Below are 17189 nucleotides of genomic sequence, written 5' to 3' on the forward strand. Positions count from 1 at the left end.
CATAGCGAAGCGACCGCTGTTTGATAGTGACCAGGTGGGCAAACAGAAAGGGTCAGGGTTTGGCCCCGACCCTTTCACTGTTTGACGCTGCGATGAACCGGCCTGTCACACCGGTCATGGCAGGGGCGCTACGCCTTGCCCTTGAACTGCTTGACGCTGCGCTTGGCCTGGGTGCGACGGTTGGCCTGTTTGTCACGGGGGGCGCGCTTGCCCTCCCCGCTGGCTGGCTTGTCGGTCACCGGGAAGCCGGCGAGATCGGCCAGCGGCAGCTCACGCCCGGTGAGGGTGCGGATCGCCGCCAGGGTGTCGGCCTCGCCATGGCAGGTGAGGGAGATGGCGAGCCCGCTGCGCCCTGCCCGAGCGGTGCGGCCGATACGATGCACGTAGACGGGGGCGCTGGCGGGCAAGTCCAGGTTGATCACCAGCTGCAGCGCCTCCACGTGAATGCCGCGCGCCATCAGATCGGTGGCCACCAGCACCCGCACCTTGCCCGCCTTGAAGTCGCCGAGCGCCTGCTCGCGCACCGCCTGCTCCTTCTCACCGTGCAGGGCCGCCACCGCGATGCCCGCCTTCGCGAGCTTCTTCGCCACCCCGTCGGCGTCGTCCCGCGCACTGATGAAGACCAGCACCTGCGGCCACTCGTGGGCCTTGAGCAGGCTAATGAGCGCCGGCACCTTGCTGCTCTTGTTGACCAGATAGAGCCGCTCTTCGATGTCGTCGGCCACGCTGTTGCGAGGATCCGCCTCCACCCGCGCGGGCTCTTTCAGCAAACCGGTTGCCAGCGCCTCCAGTTCGGCGGGCAGGGTGGCGGAGAACAGCAGAGTCTGACGCTCGACCGGCATGGCCTTCATCAGCCACTGAATATCGGGCCAGAACCCCATCTCCAGCAGGCGGTCCGCCTCGTCCAGCACCAGAGTGCGCAGGCCGGCCAGGGTCAGCAACTGCTGGCCCAGCAGATCCCGCAGCCGCCCCGGGGTCGCCACCAGCAGCTGCGGCCCCAGCGCCAGCTCGGCCTGTTGCTGCGCCTGTTCCACCCCGCCGCACAGGGTCACCAGCCGCAGACCCAGCCCGGCGGCCGGCCCCTGCAACGCCTCGCTCACCTGCACCGCCAGCTCGCGGGTCGGTACCAGCACCAGCCCCTGCACCTCTGCCAGGGCGGGATCCAGCCGCTGCAGCAGCGGCAAGCCGAACGCCAGGGTCTTGCCGCTGCCGGTGCGGGCCAGCGCCAGCAGATCCCGTCCCGCCAGCGCGGCCGGGATGGCCAGTTGTTGTACCCGGGTCGGGTGCTGAAGATTGGTTGGCAGGGCCGCCAGCAGGGCGGGGGCAAGGGCGAGTTGGTCAAAGGTCATGGTACGGTACGGATAAGCAAGTGGGAGGGCGAAGTCTAGTGAGCGGGGGCCCATAAGTAAAACCCAATCCGCTCAGGTGCCGGGCCGCCGCGCCAGGGTGCCGCTGGCTACACTTCAGAAAACCTCTCAAGGCGGAGCTACCCGACCATGACCCGATCCCCCACCCTGCCCCTCTTGCTGCTGCTCGCCCTGCTGGGGCTGACCAGCCTGGGGCTCTCCCGTGCCGATCCCCAGGCCACCCCCGCCGCCAAACCGGTGCGCATCATCAACGCCCACCTCGGCGAGCTGCCGGGGCTGATCAATGCCGACAAGACAGGTCCTTTTGTCGATCTGGTGCGCGCCATCGACGATCTCTATCCGGATATCAGCATCCGGATCACCATCTATCCCCTCGCCCGGGCCATGGCCGGGGTGATCGCTGGCACCGCCGACTTCAGCCTGCCCGCCATCCGCAACCTGCAGGATGCCGACCTGCTGCCCTATCGCTTCAGCACCCGCAGTTTCGGCAAGGTGACCCACGTGCTCTACAGCAATACCGACCACATCATCACCCCCGACATGGCCTACGGCATAGTGCCCACCAAGCGGGATCTGCTGATCGAGGCCACCCCCGGCTTTCTGCCCATTCCGCTGCAGCGGTCGATGAGCATAGAGCAGTCCCTGCGCAAGCTATCCCGCGGTCGCATCGATGCCTTCATCTGGGCCCAGGAGGAGGCCGACCTGATGCTGCGCCGGCTCAAGCTCACCAACATCCATCGGGAACACTTGGGGGATTTCGAGGATGTCTTCATCATCGCCAAAGGGCCTGCCGGCGACGAAATGGATCGCTTCCTCGGCGAGGCGATTGACCGGCTCGCCGCCTCCGGCAAGCTGGCCGAGATCTACGCCAGGTTGCACCGCCCCTATGTGGAGTGGCAACCCAAGCCCCCATCACAGCCGCTCGCCACCTCCCCCTGACGGCAGCCGCCCATAAAAAATCCCGCCGGGGCATGGCCCCGGCGGGATTTTTGTCGACCCGACGCGATTACAGCACGGCCAGGGCGGCGGCGTAGTTCGGCTCGTCGGCCACTTCGGCCACCAGCTCGCTGTGCAGCACCTTGTCGTGCTCATCCAGCACCACGATGGCGCGGGCAGCCAGACCCACCAGCGGGCCGGAGGAGAAGGCCACGCCGTAGTCCTGCAGGAAGGAGACGCCACGCAGGGTGGACAGGTTCACCACCTTGTCCAGACCCTCGGCGCCGCAGAAGCGGGCCTGGGCGAACGGCAGGTCGGCGGAGATGCACAGCACCACGGCGTTGTTCAGGCTGCTTGCCTGCTCGTTGAACTTGCGCACTGAGGTGGCGCAGGTCGGGGTATCGACGCTCGGGAAGATGTTCAGGATTTTGCGCTGACCGGCGAAGTTCGCCAGGGTCACGTCACAGAGATCCTTGGCCACCAGGGAGAAGGGCTTGGCCTGTTCGCCGGCAACCGGGAAGTGACCGGCGACGGAAACCGGGTTGCCTTGCAGAGTAACGGTATTGCTCATGTTATGTCCTTGATTATCGAGGGAGGATCAGGGCCTCCAGTATAGGCCCGCCGGGCGGGGACAAACACCCGCCAATCACAGGGATATAGGATCGCCAAAGCACCCGTCTGGAGGAGCAGAGAGAAAGGGGGTTGACCTTGGACTTAACACCAAGGTTTACACTCGGCTCAGTCATCCAGGATCCCGCAGGGGCGGGGTCCCTCAAGAGGAACGCACCATGAGTAAATCCTGCTGCAGCCATCAACACGCCGCCCCCATCAAGGCCGTCAGCAAGGCGGCCGCCTCCCAGGCCGAGCACAGCCACACCAGCCACTGCTGTGACAACACGGCAACGGCCAGTTGCGCGGCCACCCCGGCTCCCCACGATCATCAGGCGCGCGGGGTCGCCGACGTCCCCGGCGACGAAGAGCCCCCCAGAGGGGGCTGCTGCACCGACATCAAACACGACCACGGCCATCACCATGAGCAGGGTCATGCGCACGATCACGCCTCCGCCGCGGACGAGCCGCCGCTGGACGCCCCCGAGCAGAACAGCCGCCGCCACAGCTGGCAGGTGCTGGGGATGGACTGCCCCAGCTGCGCCCGCAAGATAGAGACGGCCGTCAGCCGGGTGAGCGGCGTGCAGCAGGCCCGCGTGCTGTTTGCCACCGAGAAGCTGGTGGTGGATCTGGCCCCCGGCCTCTCCCCCGATCCCGTCACCGCCGCCGTGCTGGCCGCCGGCTTTCAGCTCAAGGGCGAGCGCGCCGGCAAGCAGGAGTCCGGCCGCGAACGCGGCCCGCTGCAGACCCTGCTCGGCAAATATTGGCAACCGCTGTCGCTGGCCGGCCTGATGCTGGTAGCGGCCCTGCTGCCGAGCCAGATCGGTCAGCCGCTGTTTACCCTGGCCACCCTGTGGGGGCTGTGGCCCATCTCTCGCAAGGCGTGGGCGCTGACCAAGAGCGGCTCCCCCTTCGCCATCGAGACCCTGATGACGGTCGCCGCCGTGGGGGCCCTGTTCCTCGGTGAAACCGCCGAAGCGGCCATGGTGCTGCTGCTGTTCATGCTGGGCGAACACCTGGAGGCCTACGCCGCCGGCCGCGCCCGCGCCGGGGTCACCGCCCTGATGGCGCTGGTGCCTGACAAGGCGCTGCGCATCCGCACTACTGCCGAGGGCGAGGTGCGGGAAGAGGTGGCCGCCGATGAACTGCGTCCAGGCGACATCATAGAGATCGCCCCGGGCGCCCGTCTGCCGGCCGATGCCCGCCTGCTCGACGCCCTCGGCGCCTTTGACGAGAGCGCCCTGACCGGCGAATCCATCCCGGTGGAGCGCCGCCAGGGTGACAAGGTGCCCGCCGGCAGCCTGGCGGCGGATCGGGTGCTGCGCCTCGAGGTGGTGTCCGAGCCCGGCAACAACGCCATCGACCGCATCCTGCATCTCATCGAAGAGGCCGAGACCCAGCGCGCCCCCATCGAGCGCTTCATCGACCGTTTCAGCCGCTGGTATACCCCGGCCATGATGCTGGTCGCCCTGCTGGTGGTGCTGGTACCACCGCTCGCCTTCGGCCAGAGCTGGGACGAGTGGGTCTATCGCGGGCTGGCGCTGCTGCTGATCGGTTGCCCCTGTGCCCTGGTCATCTCCACCCCGGCGGCGGTCACCTCGGCGCTGGCGGCAGCCACCCGGCAGGGGGCCCTCATCAAGGGGGGCGCCGCGCTGGAGCGCCTCGCCCACATCGATACCCTGGCCTTTGACAAGACCGGCACCCTGACCCTGGGCAAGCCGCAGCTGACCGAACTGGTGAGCCTCAATGGCCAGCCTGAGGCCGAGCTGCTGGCACTGGCGGCAGCCATCGAGCAGGGCTCCCACCACCCGTTGGCCCGCGCCGTGGTGACGGCGGCCGGCGAACGGGGCCTCAGCCTGGCCGCGGCCCAGGAGCTGCGCGCCCTGCCCGGCATGGGGGTGGAAGGTCGCATCGACGGCATCCTCTGGCAGCTGCTGGCACCGAGCCGGGTCGCCACCCTGGATGCGGCGATGCAGGCCCGGGTTGCCACCCTGGAGCAGCAAGGCAAGACGGTGGTGGTGCTCGGTCAGCCTGATGCCACTCCAGCGGCCCTGCTGGCCCTGCGCGACCAGATCCGCCCCGAGGCGGCCCCGGCCCTGCGCGAGCTGAGCGAGCTTGGCCTGCAGAGCATCATGCTGACCGGTGACAACCCCCGCGCCGCCGAGGCGATCGCCGGCGAGCTCGGCATGGGCTGGCGCGCCGGCCTGCTGCCGGAGGGCAAGGTCGATGAGATCGCCAAGCTCGGTCTGACGCAAAAGGTCGCGATGATCGGCGACGGCATCAACGACGCGCCGGCCATGAAACGGGCCAGCATCGGCATCGCCATGGGGGGCGGCACCGACGTGGCGCTGGAGACCGCCGATGCGGCGCTGACCCACAACCAGCTCGGCGGGGTCGCCGCCATGATCCGGCTCTCCCGCGCGGCACTGGCCAACATCCACCAGAACATAGCGCTGGCGCTGGGGCTCAAGGCCATCTTCCTGGTCACCAGCCTGCTCGGCATCACCGGCCTGTGGATTGCGGTGCTGGCCGATACCGGCGCCACCGCCCTGGTCACCGCCAACGCCCTGCGTCTGCTGCGCAAGCGCTAAGCCGGCCGTTAACGGCACAACTTAAAGCCGCCCCTAGTGGGCGGCTTTTTTATTGCACCGCCTTCGACGACAAAGAAAAAGCGCGGCTGCCGGTCGGCAGTCGCGCTTTGCTTACTCTCTCGGTGTTATCCCACCCTTGGCAAGGTGGAATTCAACCCTGGGCTGCCGAGTCAGCCCCGGGCTCGATGGGAATGACTACTTGGCGCTGCACTCCTGGATCACCGCGGTACCCGCCTTGGCACCGGCCGGGTCAACCTTCACCAGCACGCTCCACAGCCCTTGCGGCAAGGTGATGCTGTTGTTGGCGCTGCCCGCCTGGGAGAAGGCGAACGGGTAACCGGTCTCCGCCTTCAGCGCACCGCCACCGTTGAGCAGGAACTCCTTGCTCCAGTCCTCGTTGGCCACCTTGAACTCGGTGCTGCCGGTGTAGTTGAAGGCCGCCTGATAGATGGCAAGATCGCCATCCATCCCCTTGTAGCTCAACTGGTACTGTGACTGAGCGGCCCAGCCGGAGAGCTCGCCCTTGACGAACAGGTTGTAGCCGAGCGGATTGCCCGCCACTGTGTCCAGCACCTTGCAGCTCTGCACCGGCTCGGTGAAGCTGACGCTCAGGGTGGGCTTGTCCTTGTTCATGGCGGTAAACACGAACTTGTAGCTGCCCGCCTTGGCCAGATCGAGCCCGATGTTGCCGGTATCGCCACCCTTGCAGAGGGTCAGCGGAGTGCCGACCACCAGCTTGTCACCGGCGTTGCAGCTGCCGTAGTTGAGGGGACCCCAGCTGGCATCCGCGATCTTGACGTTGGTGGTGCCCAGCTTGTCGCTGCTCACCTCGGTGGTGAACTCGTACATGAAGTTGCTGGTGAAGGTCATCTGGTTGGTGTTGCCCCACTCATCGAGAAACCCCTTCAGATAGACGGCGGTGTCACCGAACGGCGGTACCGTGCTCAGATCAGTCTTCTTGCCGACCGGCAGGCCGCTGCCCTGGGCACCGCTCTGCGGCTTGACGAACACCGCCGCCGACCAGGCCCCCAGGGTCAGGGTACCGCCATTGACGGCGGCATCGCGGGCGATGCTCTCGCCGCCGTGGTGGGCCGGGCTCAGCTGCAGGCTGGCCAGGTCGATGGGCTGATCGTTGCCGTCACGGAAGTCGTTGACGCTCTGGGGAGCATTGGTGGCGTTGATCATCACCACCAGACCGTCGATGGCCGGATCCAGATCCGCACCCGCATTGATGCCGTCATCCACCGTCATCACGATGAGGCCGGGCACCTGATCCGGGCCGGTATTGCGAAAATCGACCCGCTTGATCACCTCGGTGCCACTGCCCAGACGCAGCAGACGGGAGGATTGACGCAGCTCGGCCAGCTCCTGATAGAAGCCCACCATGGTCGCCATGTCGGCACCGCTCGGCTTGACGTGCGTGCCGAGTACTTTCTCGATCAGCGGATAGTTGTCGCCATCCTTGTCCTTGCGCGGCAGCCCCTTGTCGAAGTTGTTGTCGGCCAGGGTATAGTCGACCCGGTTGTACCAGTCACCCGAGTCGTAGCTGTCCCGCTCCATGGACTTGGAGCGCAGCAGCTCGACACCGGCGTGGGTGAAGGGAATGCCCTGCCCCAGCATGGCGGTGGCGAGCGATACCCCCTGCATCCGCACCAGATCGGCCCCTTGCGGCGCCTTGTAGATCAGGTTGTCGAACAGGGTCTGGTTGTCGTGCTTGTCGACGTAGTTCTGGATTTCGGTCGGATCCTGGGCATAGCCCGCCGGCTGACCGTTGTAGTCGATGTCGGCCCCCTTCTTCGGCATCCCGTCCTTGTCGGTCAGAATGAAGTCCTTCAGGTTGCCGGCCATGCCGAGGCGCACCAGGTCGCTCTGATGCAAGGCAGTGGCGCGATCGACGCCATCCATCTCGTTGGCATCCACCAGGGCGCCGTTGCCAAAGCCCTGGGTCTTGCGAATGGTGTCGCCGCCGTCGAACGGACTGCCACCGCGCACCGCATCCCGCAGCCGGTCGGAGAAGGAGCCGATGCCGGTGCCGGCCAGGTGTTTCTGGGTCGCCTGCACGAAGCGCTTGTCATCCTGCACCTCGCCGAAGTTCCAGCCCTCGCCGTAGAAGTACATCTCGGGGTTGACCTGCTTCACCGCGGCCAGCGCCTGCACCATCTGATCTTTCGGGTGGTGGCCCATCAGGTCGAAGCGGAAGGCATCGATCTTGTAGTCGCGGGCCCAGGTGACCAGGGAGTCATCCATCAGCTTGGCGAACATGGCGTGTTCCGGCGCCGTGTTGGAGCAGCAGGTGGAGTTCTCCACCGAGCCGGTCTCCGGATTGAGGCGCTGATAGTACCAGGGCACTATCTTGTCGAGCACCGACTTGGGCCCCAGACCCGCCTCGTTGGTGTGGTTGTAGACCACGTCCATCACCACGTTCATGCCGATGTTCTGCTTGATGGCCTTGACCATTTCGCGGAACTCCAGGATGCGCTGGCTGCCCTCGGCGTTGGTGGCGTAGGAGCCTTCCGGGGTGGTGTAGTGGTAGGGGTCATAACCCCAGTTGAAGGAGTCGACGCCGCGCAGGTAGCCGTAGAGCTCCTGCACCTGCGGGTTCTCCTTGCTGTCGCCCCCTTGCAGATCGCCGAGCACGGCTGCGATGGTCTGGCCGCTGCTGCAGTAGCCGGCGAACTTGGAGTTCTGCACCTCGGGGTTGACCTGGCACAGCTTGCCGAAGTCATCGCCGATGTTGGCGACCTTGGCCGGATCTTCATTGACGGTGGCGATGTCGAACACCGGCAGCAGGTGCAGGTGGCTGACGCCGCTCTTGGCCAGCGCCTGCAGGTGCTTGACCGGCGCCGTGTCGGTATCGGTCAGACCGAGGAACTTGCCGCGGTGCTCGGCCGGGGTGGAGTCGTCGTTGCCGGTCAGATCGCGGACATGGGCCTCATAGATGGTGATGTCGGCGGGGTTCTGCTGGCTGTGGGGCGCCTTCAGGCTGTCCCACCCTTCCGGCTTGAGGGCCGGATCGTTGAGATCCACCACCTGGCTGAACTCGGAGTTCATCGCCAGGCTCAGGGAGTAGGGGTCGGTCACCTGATAGGATTCCAGCTTGCGGCTGACCGGGTGATAGACCTGGATGTCGTAGCGGTAGAACTTGCCCACCAGCTCGCTGCCACCCTGCACGCTCCAGCTGCCGCTGGCCTCGTCCAGGGTCATGGTGCGCTCGCCGAGCGACTTGTGCTGCTCGTCGAACAGCGCCAGCTTGACCGATCTTGCGGTCGGCGCCCACAGCCGGAAGGTGACATTGCCCCCCTCGACCACGGCGCCATAGCTCAGCTTGGTGGCCGCCTCGCTGTAGAGGGCATCGAGGGCGCCGGCGCTCTGTACCAGGGTCGCCCCCTGCAGAATGCCGTCGGCGTCGGTACCGATGGCCACCAGCTCACCCTTGAGCAGCGGCTTGAGATCCTTGCCAGCCGGCAGGGCGAAGGCGGCGGCATCCTTGAGATGCGGATACTTGGCCTGCTGCTCGGCGGTCAGGCTGGTCGGGGTAAGGGTGATGTAGGGGAAGTCGAACACCCCTTCCGCATTGGCCTTGATGGTGCCGGAGTCGGTGTAGTAGAGGCGGACATGGGGCTTGTCCTTGCCCCCTTGCCAGATCAGGGTGCTGCCGTCGATCAGGTGGGCACTGGCCCCCGCCACACCGAAGGCAGCGGTGAAGGCCTCGGCCCGGCTGCCGAAGATCTCGTTCTTGCCGGCGACGATGGCCACGGTGCGGTCCGGATGATCGCTGAAGACCACCTTCATGTCGCTACCGGTCAGGTTGGCCAGATCGCCGTTGCGGGCGATGAAGTTGATGCACCCTTCCACCTTGCTGAGGGGCACCACCCAGCTCGGGCCGAAGCCGTCGACCGCGGCCGGGGTGTTGGCCTTGTCGTCCCAGCCCGCGTTGAGGCCGCTCTCGGCGGTGGCGTTGCAGGCGTCGTTGTTCCACAGGTGCAGGCTGTAGTTGGCGAAGGGGCCAGTGACCCCGCGGGCGGCGCTGGTCTGGGTATCCACCAGGGCGATCACCGCCTGATCGGGCCCGGCCACCAGCTGTTCGGCCGGGGGTTGTACATTGGGCAGACGGGCGACTGGGCCGTCCGAGGGTTCCGGGGTGGGGGAAGTGCTGTTGTCATTGCAGCCGGACAAAAGCGCGAGCAGTGAGGCTGTTACCAGCGCCACCTTGGTCTTTTTCATATCCATTTTTTTATAATTCCCGCTGTAGTTAGTCTCGATATTCGAGTACCCGGTCATTGCCGAGCGGGGCCATATTAATCAGCTGAAATCGTTTCAAATGTGAGCAGGAAGGCAAAAAAGTTAACCTCTTTCAACAAGATAACGTTTTCATAACGAAAATCGGATCGGGCTCACAGACCCGTCGTCCGTTTCGGCCCATACCAGCGGAAGGCGCGTCCAATTTCGGAAAAAAAGATTTCCGATCAAATGGATAAGTGAACAAGAGCGAGCAAAGGAGCAACCGGAGATGAAACGGATTGAGGAGCAGGCCAGGCGGCTGGATCAGGAGTATCAGGGGATTGCCCAGCTGTTCGACCAGTTCTGCCAGCAGGCGGGCACCCTGGCCGAGCAGTACCACTTCTTCAACTGGCCGGATTACGAGGATACCCCGCCCCTCGCCCGCGCCTTCACCCTGCTGGGGGAGCCACGGGAGCTGCGGCTGCGCTGCCAGCCGGGGGAGCGCGGCAGCCTGAGCGGTCTCATCCAGGTGTGCGGCGAGGATGGCACCGTCCACGCCAGCCTCGGCTTTCATCCCGACGGCCAGCTGCAGCTGGAGTCGGGCCGGCTGCTGGACAATCCGCCCGGGCTGCTGCTCAAGCTGCTGCTCGGCGCCATCTGGCAGCACAAACCGGACGATGTGCAGGGCCCGCCGCACTGAGCCAGAAAAACAGGAAGGGGCATTGGCCCCTTCTTGCTGTTGCGGGCGACACACCGGCCAGGATCAGGGGGTGCCCACCTCTATGGTGACGTGCACCAGCTCCTCGTGGATGGCGAGCCGGGCGCGGATCTCGCTGGCGGAGAGCGGCACCGCCATCAGCAGGGAGAGCACGCAGGCATACTGCTGCTGGCCCACCCGCCAGACGTGCAGATCGCTGATCTCGGTTTCCGGCAAGTCGGCTATCACCTCGCGGATCTCTGCCACCAGCGGCGCATCCATCTCGGCATCCAGCAGCACCCGGCCGGAGTCGCGCAGCAGGCCCCAGGCCCACACCGCCACCAGCACGGCGCCCACTATGCCCATCAGGGGGTCGAGCCAGTCGGCCCCCCACAGCATGCCCCCCACCAGCGCCAGAATCGCCAGCACCGAGGTGGCCGCATCCGCCAGCACGTGGATGTAGGCGGCGCGCAGATTGAGATCCTGATGGCCGTGATGATCGTGTGAGTGATCCTGGTCGTGATGATCATGATGGTGGTCGTGGTGATGGTGGTGATGACCGTGATCGTCCTTGAGCAGCCAGGCACAGGCCAGGTTCACCAGCAGGCCGACGATGGCGATGGCGATGGCCTGCTGGTAGTGGATCGGGCTGGGATCCAGCAGCCGGAACACCGACTCGAACAGCATCATGCCGGCCACCCCCACCAGCAAGAGGGCGCTGGTGAAGCCGCCCAGCACCTCGATCTTCCAGGTGCCGAAGCTGAATCTGTGGTCGCGGGCGAAGTGGCGGGCGGCGCGGTAGGCCAGCACCGACAGGCCGAGCGCCAGCGCATGGGAGCTCATGTGCCAGCCGTCGGCCAGCAGTGCCATGGAGTTGTAGAACCAGCCGCCACCGATCTCCGCCACCATCATGACGACGGTCAGCAGCACGGCCCAGCGGGTCTTCTGTTCGGCCAGCGGATTCCCTTCGTGAACGACGGGTTGGTGGCAGTGGGATGAGGCGAGGGGTGACATGGATTTCTCCTGAGGACGAGGATGCAATATACTATACCCCAGTATAGTTTTATTGGTCGAGAGGATCCTGCATGTCACACACCATTCACGGCAAGAAGAAGCTGCTGGCGCGGGTGCGCCGCATCAAGGGGCAGGCAGGGGCACTGGAGAGCGCGCTGGAGCAGGAGAGCGACTGCGCCGCCATCTTGCAGCAGATAGCCGCCATTCGCGGCGCCGTCAACGGCCTGATGCTGGAGGTGCTGGAGGGCCACATGCGCGAGCATCTCGGCGCCGAAGAGGCGACCCCGGCCGAGCGGCTGGAGGATCTGGATCAGGTGGTGCGGGTGTTGCGATCCTATCTGAAGTAAGGCCGGTGGAGCGGGCCGCATCATCCCGTTTACGGCTGGGCGGCGTCGGCCCCACGGCCCGCGCCCCTTTCAGACTTGAGCCCTCGCCGGCTTTACGCCATGATGACCGCCGATCATTGATCGCCATACCCTGGATTCCATTTCGCAAGGACCCCTCATGTTTGAACACGTCGATGCCTATGCTGGCGACCCCATCCTGACCCTGGTCGAAACCTTCCACAAAGACACCCGCGAGCAGAAGGTGAACCTGGGGATCGGCCTCTATTACGACGAGCAGGGCCGCATTCCGCTGCTGGCCTCGGTACAGCAGGCCGAAGCCCAGCGCGCCGCCGCCCCGGCCCCGCGCCCCTACCAGCCGATGGAAGGCGCCGCCAACTACCGTACCGCGGTGCAGCACCTGCTGTTCGGTGCCGACCACGAAGCGGTCAAGGCGGGTCGCATCGCCACCATCCAGACCATCGGCGGCTCAGGCGCGCTGAAGATCGGCGCCGATCTGCTCAAGCGCTACTTCCCGACCTCAGAGGTGTGGGTCAGCAATCCCACCTGGGACAACCACAAGGCGATGTTCGAGGGGGCCGGCATCAAGGTGCACGACTATCCCTACTACGATGCGGCCACCGGCGGCGTGCAATTCGACGCCATGATCGACTGCCTGAGCAGCCTGCCGGCCAAGAGCATCGTGCTGCTGCACCCCTGCTGCCACAACCCGACCGGGGTGGATCTCTCCCGCGCCCAGTGGGACCAGGTCATTACACTCGTGGTGGAACGCCAGCTGATCCCCTTTATGGATATCGCCTATCAGGGCTTCGGCGACGGGCTGGAGGAGGATGCCTATGCCATTCGCGCCATGGTGGCCGCCGGCGTCAGCTTCTTCGTCAGCAACTCCTTCTCCAAGAACCTCTCCTTCTACGGCGAGCGCTGCGGCGGCCTGTCGGTCATCTGCCAGGATGCCGAAGAGGCGGGTCGGGTACTGGGCCAGATGAAGGCCACCGTGCGCCGCAACTACTCCAGCCCCCCCACCCACGGTGGCCAGATCACCGCAGCGGTGATGAGCCAGCCCGAACTGCACGCCATGTGGGTCGGTGAAGTGACCGAGATGCGCACCCGCATCAAGGCGATGCGCCAGAAACTGTTCGAGGTGCTGAGCGCCAAGGTGCCGGGCCGTGACTTCAGTTACTTCATCAACCAGCGCGGCATGTTCAGCTACACCGGCTTCACCCCGGAGCAGGTGGACCGCCTGCGCGAAGAGTTCGCCGTCTATCTGGTGCGCTCCGGTCGCATGTGCGTGGCGGGCCTCAACAGCCGCAACGTCGACTACGTGGCCGACGCCATGGCCGCCGTGCTCAAGGGCTGATCCCCGCAAGCCCCGCTCAGGCGGGGCTTTTTGTTTGTCCCGTTTGCTCGTGGAACCCTTATGGATCTCATTGCCCTCTCCCGCCTCGGCGGCCGCCACCTGGTTACCCTGCACCTGCTGCTCGACAGCCAGAGCGTCACCCGCACCGCCGAGCGGCTCTGCACCACCCCCTCCACCGTCAGCAAGACCCTCAACCAGTTGCGGGATCTGCTCGGCGATCAGCTGCTCTACCGCCAGGGCAACCAGCTGTTGCTGACCCCGTTCGCCGAGCGGCTCGGCCCCACCCTGCACCGGCTGCTGAGCGAACTCAACGGCCTCACCGGCCAGGGCGGCTTCGATCCCGCCAGCTGGCAGGGACAGCTGAAATTTGCCCTGCGCGAGAGCGGCATGGTCTGGCCCATGGGGCCCATCCTGGCACAGCTGATGCGCGAGGTGCCTGGCCTGGTGCCCGACATTCGCAACAAGGATGAGCAGGGGCTGGCGGCCCTGGCGGCGGGCAAGCTGGACTTCGTGATCCTGCCCCACGATCAGAGCCAGCCCCTGCCCCGCCAGCAAGGGCTGGTGTGGGAGACACTGCGAGAGGACAAGCTGGTCTGCCTGCTGCGTGCGGATCACCCGGCGCTGGCGCGGCCCTGGGATCTCGATGCCTACCTGAGCTGGCGCCATATCGCCATTCGCGATCAGGAGCTGGCCAACCCCTTCTTCGAGCAGAGCCTGGCCCAGTTGCAGGTACGCCGGCAGATCGCCGCCATCCTGCCCGATTTTGGCAGTGCGGCGACCCTGCTGCGCCAGAGCGATCTGATCCTCACCGCCGTCAACGGCTGGGCCGAGCAGGCGGCCCCGCACAATCTGGTGAGCCGGCCGGTACCGTTTGATTACGGCGCCGTCACCCACAGCCTGGTATGGTACGGCCCGGCAGGAGAGGAGCCGGCGCGGCGCTGGTTTCGCCAGCGGATCCTGCAGCTGGCCCGCGCGCTGGCATGATGGGGGCCATGCCCGGCACAGGCAGTGCCAGGCACGACTGTGCTCAGGGTTTCTTGGTGTAGATGGGACCGGGGAAAGGAGAGACGTTGTTGCCCAGCTCGGTGATGCGGGCGGCCCCCTGCTTGCGCACCTGATCGACCCGCAGCACGTGGTGCATGGGGATCATGGTGCGATTGACGTCGGCAAACTCACTCTTCAACTTCTCGTGGCTGGGGTCGACGATAAGCGCCGTGTGGTTGTCCCACACGAAGTTGGCGATCTCGATAAAGCCGAACAGCTGACCCTGGCTCACTTCCCTGACATAGACTTCGTAACGCTCGTTGTGACAAATGAACTGCACTCGATATAAGGCGTTGGATTCACTCATGTTCGTCTGTTGATGGTGGGCGATTGACCCATTCTAGCCGCCCCCTCGCAGAGCTCAAATAGACAGCAATCACAGTTACGTCATCTCAAGACTCAGGCAGCATAAAAGCCACGCCGAACCGCTCGGTTCGCCGTCCAATCTTGCCTTGTCGTATTAAATCCCTTTGCGATCAGTTGATTAGCATCAAGCGACTCAGAGCAGCGGCGGCAGAGTGACGGGGCCAAGCCTCGCCGCCGCCAGCGCCGCGGCCAGTTGCTCCAGCTCCTCTCGCATCGCCTCTGGCCAGCCGAGTGCCACCCCGCGCACGCCGTGATGGCGAAAGCCGTTGAGGCGGATGGGCACGGGCCCGAGGGCGTCCAAGAAGGCGGCGAGCCCGCCATCCAACGTGCCGTCGGCGGCGAGATAATCGCTCTGCCCCGGCACCTGCAGCAGACGCACCTCCGCCAGCTTGCCCGCCCGCGCCAGCAGTTGCAGAGAGGCCAGCACCCGCTCGCGGCCATAGCCGGTCAGCGTGTGATGCACAGAGTCGCGCCACCCCTTGAGGTCGATCATGGCGCCGTCCAGCACCGGCAGCAGCCGCTGCCAGCCTGCCTCGGCGAGCGAACCGTTGCTGTCGAGCAGGCAATCGAGACGGGCCAGATCCGGCGCCCCCTTGATGGCCGTGAACAGCGCGATCACGAACGGCAGCTGGGTGGTGGCCTCACCGCCGGAGACGGTGATGCCGGTCAGCAACGGGCCGTAGCGGCGCAGCAGGGCCAGCACCTCGGCCACCGTCATGGTGGCGGTCTTGGGGCTGGCGCTGCGGGGGCAGACATCGAGACAGGCATCGCAGTCGGTGCAGCGCGCCGCCTGCCAGCTCACCCGTCCCTCGTGCAGGGTCAGCGCCCCGCTCGGACAGCCCGGCACACACTCACCGCAGTGATCGCAGAGGCCGATGGTGTGCGGGTTGTGACAACCGGGGCAGGCGAAGTTGCAGCCCTGCAGAAACAGCACCAGCCGGTTGCCGGGGCCGTCCACGCAGGAGAAGGGCAGCCAGCGGCTCACCGTTGCGCTGCGCGCCGCCCCTGCCCGCCTGTCGCACTCAGTAGTCACACAGGGTCGCCTCGCGTCCCACCACCCGCGGCGCCCGCTGGCGGATCCCGGTCAGCTCGCTCGCCTCGGCGCCGAGGCAGGTGGTCTGCAGCCGCGAGCCCTCGGTCGCGAAGCGGGCCACGTCGCTCTTGCGGATCATGTAGCCGGTCACCCGCACCAGGTCGCTGTCCGCCACGTTGGCGGTGAACTCGCGCATGCCGATGGCAAGCGCCCCCTTGCAGAGCTGCAGCAACGCCTGCGGGTTCTGGCGGATGGTGGGATCCAGGGTGAGGATCTCGCTGATCCCGGAGTGATAGAAGCCATGGTGGGGTGCCAGCGCCAGCACGTGGCTGGCGGGATCCGGCTCCTCGCCATAGGGGATGCGCACCCCGGGGGTCACCCCGCGATCCACGCTGAGCCCGCCCTGGGAGTGGAGCAGGGCGCGGCCGCCCCAGGCGTGGCGCTGCGGCGTCTCGCTCACGTGGCGGGCGAGCTGGGCCGAGATGCGATAGCCCAGCTGGTTCGCCTCCTCGTCACGGCCGTAGCGCTCCGGCAGATTCTCCTTGTCCATCAGAAGGTTGACCGCCTCGGCCATGCCGTAGATGCCAAACATCGGCACGAAGCGCCCCTCCTCCAGCAGCCCCTCCTGCACCAGGAAGCTGTCGAAGAAGCCGGACTCCTGGTGCAGGAAGGCGGCGCGCACCTCGATCAGACGGGAGGCGAGGCGACAGTAGTGGGGCAGCAGGCAGCCCAGGAAGTCGTCGATGCCGTGGGCCTGCTCGGCCACCCGCTTGAGGGAGACCCGCACCAGGGTGTTGGCACCGCCCGCCTGGGGCAGGGCGTTGTAGCAGCTGACGATGCCGAAGCCGCGCTCGTCGAAGGTGTTGCGATGCAGCGGGTAGTTGGCGATGTGGGGCTTGCTGCAGGCCGCGATGTTCTGCACCCCCTGCAGCAACAGGCTGTCCGGGGTCTGCGCCGGATCGTGGAACAGGGTGAGGTTGGGGGCCACCTGCTTGAGCTCGCCGTCGATGCGCAGGATCAGCCGGCAGAGCCGGTTGTCATCCGGGCCTATGTTGACGTGCATGAAGGCATCCGGCAGCACCCGGTCCAGGTAGATCCAGAACCCCTTCAGCTTGCGATAGAGGGCCTCGTCATCCAGCTCACCGACGAAGGGCAGCAGCAGGTGGTCGAGCCGGCCCAGCCAGACCGGCATGCCGGTGACGGAGGGCACGTGGTGGTAGAGGATGCGCAGAGCATCGAGCGCCTCGTCGAAATCCTGCGGCGGTGCCAGCTCCAGCCAGGCGGAGCCCTGGCGCAGAAACTTCTCGTAATCCGGCAGCACATAGCGCGGCTTGTAGGGAGCGTGCCCCTCGAACATGTCGCAGACAAAGCCCTTGGCCATCGCCTCGCTCACCTCGGCAGGCAGCTCGGGATAGGGCAGCGCATTCTCGGCGGCCAGCGCCAGGGCATGGCTCTTCTGGGCCGGTGACAACAGGGGATCGCGCACGATGCGCTGGCAGGTTTCGGTGAAGGACATGGCTCGCTCCTCGACGGATGGGAGCTAAATCCTCACACTTGGGAGGTGTTTTTTGAAGTGACATTCACAACATGGCGGATATCCAATTAAGACA

The 17189-nt window shown here is 65.9% G+C and carries 13 protein-coding genes; 6 read left to right on the forward strand and 7 right to left on the reverse strand.

From position 1 onward, the window contains the following. Positions 1 to 128: 128 nt before the first annotated feature. Positions 129 to 1349 (reverse strand): DEAD/DEAH box helicase, encoded by a 1221-nt coding sequence (locus BN1143_RS16745; RefSeq protein WP_042051439.1) that lies wholly within the window; start codon positions 1347 to 1349, stop codon positions 129 to 131. A gap of 147 nt (positions 1350 to 1496) precedes the next feature. Here BN1143_RS16745 and BN1143_RS16750 point away from each other — a divergent pair, with 147 nt between their 5' ends. Beyond that, on the forward strand, positions 1497 to 2306 hold the full coding sequence (locus BN1143_RS16750; protein WP_019840840.1) for a type 2 periplasmic-binding domain-containing protein: 810 nt from the start codon (positions 1497 to 1499) through the stop codon (positions 2304 to 2306). Between the two features lie 67 nt (positions 2307 to 2373). Here the strand turns inward: BN1143_RS16750 and tpx are convergent, their stop codons facing one another. Then, the gene (gene tpx / locus BN1143_RS16755) at positions 2374 to 2874 is read right to left on the reverse strand and encodes a thiol peroxidase (protein ID WP_005308624.1); all 501 of its coding nucleotides are present in this window, start codon (positions 2872 to 2874) and stop codon (positions 2374 to 2376) included. A 217-nt stretch (positions 2875 to 3091) separates the two neighbouring features. Here tpx and BN1143_RS16760 point away from each other — a divergent pair, with 217 nt between their 5' ends. Continuing rightward, complete coding sequence (locus tag BN1143_RS16760) at positions 3092 to 5503, forward strand: zinc/cadmium/mercury/lead-transporting ATPase (RefSeq protein ID WP_042051440.1); 2412 nt, start codon at positions 3092 to 3094, stop codon at positions 5501 to 5503. Positions 5504 to 5698: 195 nt separating this feature from the next. Here BN1143_RS16760 and pulA read toward each other — a convergent pair whose 3' ends face one another. Beyond that, the gene (gene pulA, locus BN1143_RS16765) at positions 5699 to 9733 is read right to left on the reverse strand and encodes a pullulanase-type alpha-1,6-glucosidase (protein WP_156141313.1); all 4035 of its coding nucleotides are present in this window, start codon (positions 9731 to 9733) and stop codon (positions 5699 to 5701) included. Between the two features lie 280 nt (positions 9734 to 10013). Here pulA and BN1143_RS16770 point away from each other — a divergent pair, with 280 nt between their 5' ends. Next, a complete protein-coding gene (locus BN1143_RS16770; RefSeq protein WP_005308618.1) occupies positions 10014 to 10424 on the forward strand; it encodes a hypothetical protein in 411 nt (136 codons plus the stop codon). A gap of 63 nt (positions 10425 to 10487) precedes the next feature. Here BN1143_RS16770 and dmeF read toward each other — a convergent pair whose 3' ends face one another. Continuing rightward, positions 10488 to 11435: a CDF family Co(II)/Ni(II) efflux transporter DmeF gene (gene dmeF / locus BN1143_RS16775; RefSeq protein ID WP_042051442.1), complete on the reverse strand. Its 948-nt coding sequence runs from the start codon at positions 11433 to 11435 to the stop codon at positions 10488 to 10490. 71 nt (positions 11436 to 11506) lie between these two features. Here dmeF and BN1143_RS16780 point away from each other — a divergent pair, with 71 nt between their 5' ends. From BN1143_RS16780 to BN1143_RS16790, 3 genes are all read left to right on the forward strand, one after another. Beyond that, positions 11507 to 11782, forward strand: coding sequence for a metal/formaldehyde-sensitive transcriptional repressor (locus tag BN1143_RS16780; protein WP_005308614.1), 276 nt, complete (start codon positions 11507 to 11509; stop codon positions 11780 to 11782). Between the two features lie 157 nt (positions 11783 to 11939). Beyond that, the gene (locus BN1143_RS16785) at positions 11940 to 13136 is read left to right on the forward strand and encodes an amino acid aminotransferase (protein WP_042051443.1); all 1197 of its coding nucleotides are present in this window, start codon (positions 11940 to 11942) and stop codon (positions 13134 to 13136) included. A gap of 60 nt (positions 13137 to 13196) precedes the next feature. Next, a complete protein-coding gene (locus BN1143_RS16790) occupies positions 13197 to 14120 on the forward strand; it encodes a LysR family transcriptional regulator (protein WP_042051444.1) in 924 nt (307 codons plus the stop codon). A gap of 43 nt (positions 14121 to 14163) precedes the next feature. On the opposite strand, the gene BN1143_RS16795 is transcribed toward BN1143_RS16790, so the two are convergent. From BN1143_RS16795 to BN1143_RS16805, 3 genes are all read right to left on the reverse strand, one after another. Next, entirely contained in the window at positions 14164 to 14487 is a 324-nt protein-coding gene (locus tag BN1143_RS16795) for a DUF1820 family protein (RefSeq protein ID WP_005308607.1), read from the reverse strand. 192 nt (positions 14488 to 14679) lie between these two features. Next, positions 14680 to 15531 (reverse strand): YjjW family glycine radical enzyme activase, encoded by an 852-nt coding sequence (locus tag BN1143_RS16800; RefSeq protein ID WP_042051445.1) that lies wholly within the window; start codon positions 15529 to 15531, stop codon positions 14680 to 14682. 37 nt (positions 15532 to 15568) lie between these two features. Beyond that, positions 15569 to 17095: a YjjI family glycine radical enzyme gene (locus BN1143_RS16805; protein ID WP_042051446.1), complete on the reverse strand. Its 1527-nt coding sequence runs from the start codon at positions 17093 to 17095 to the stop codon at positions 15569 to 15571. Between the last annotated feature and the right edge of the window lie 94 nt (positions 17096 to 17189).

Source organism: Aeromonas dhakensis (assembly GCF_000820305.1).
In the GTDB taxonomy this organism is placed as follows: Bacteria; Pseudomonadota; Gammaproteobacteria; order Enterobacterales; family Aeromonadaceae; genus Aeromonas; species Aeromonas dhakensis.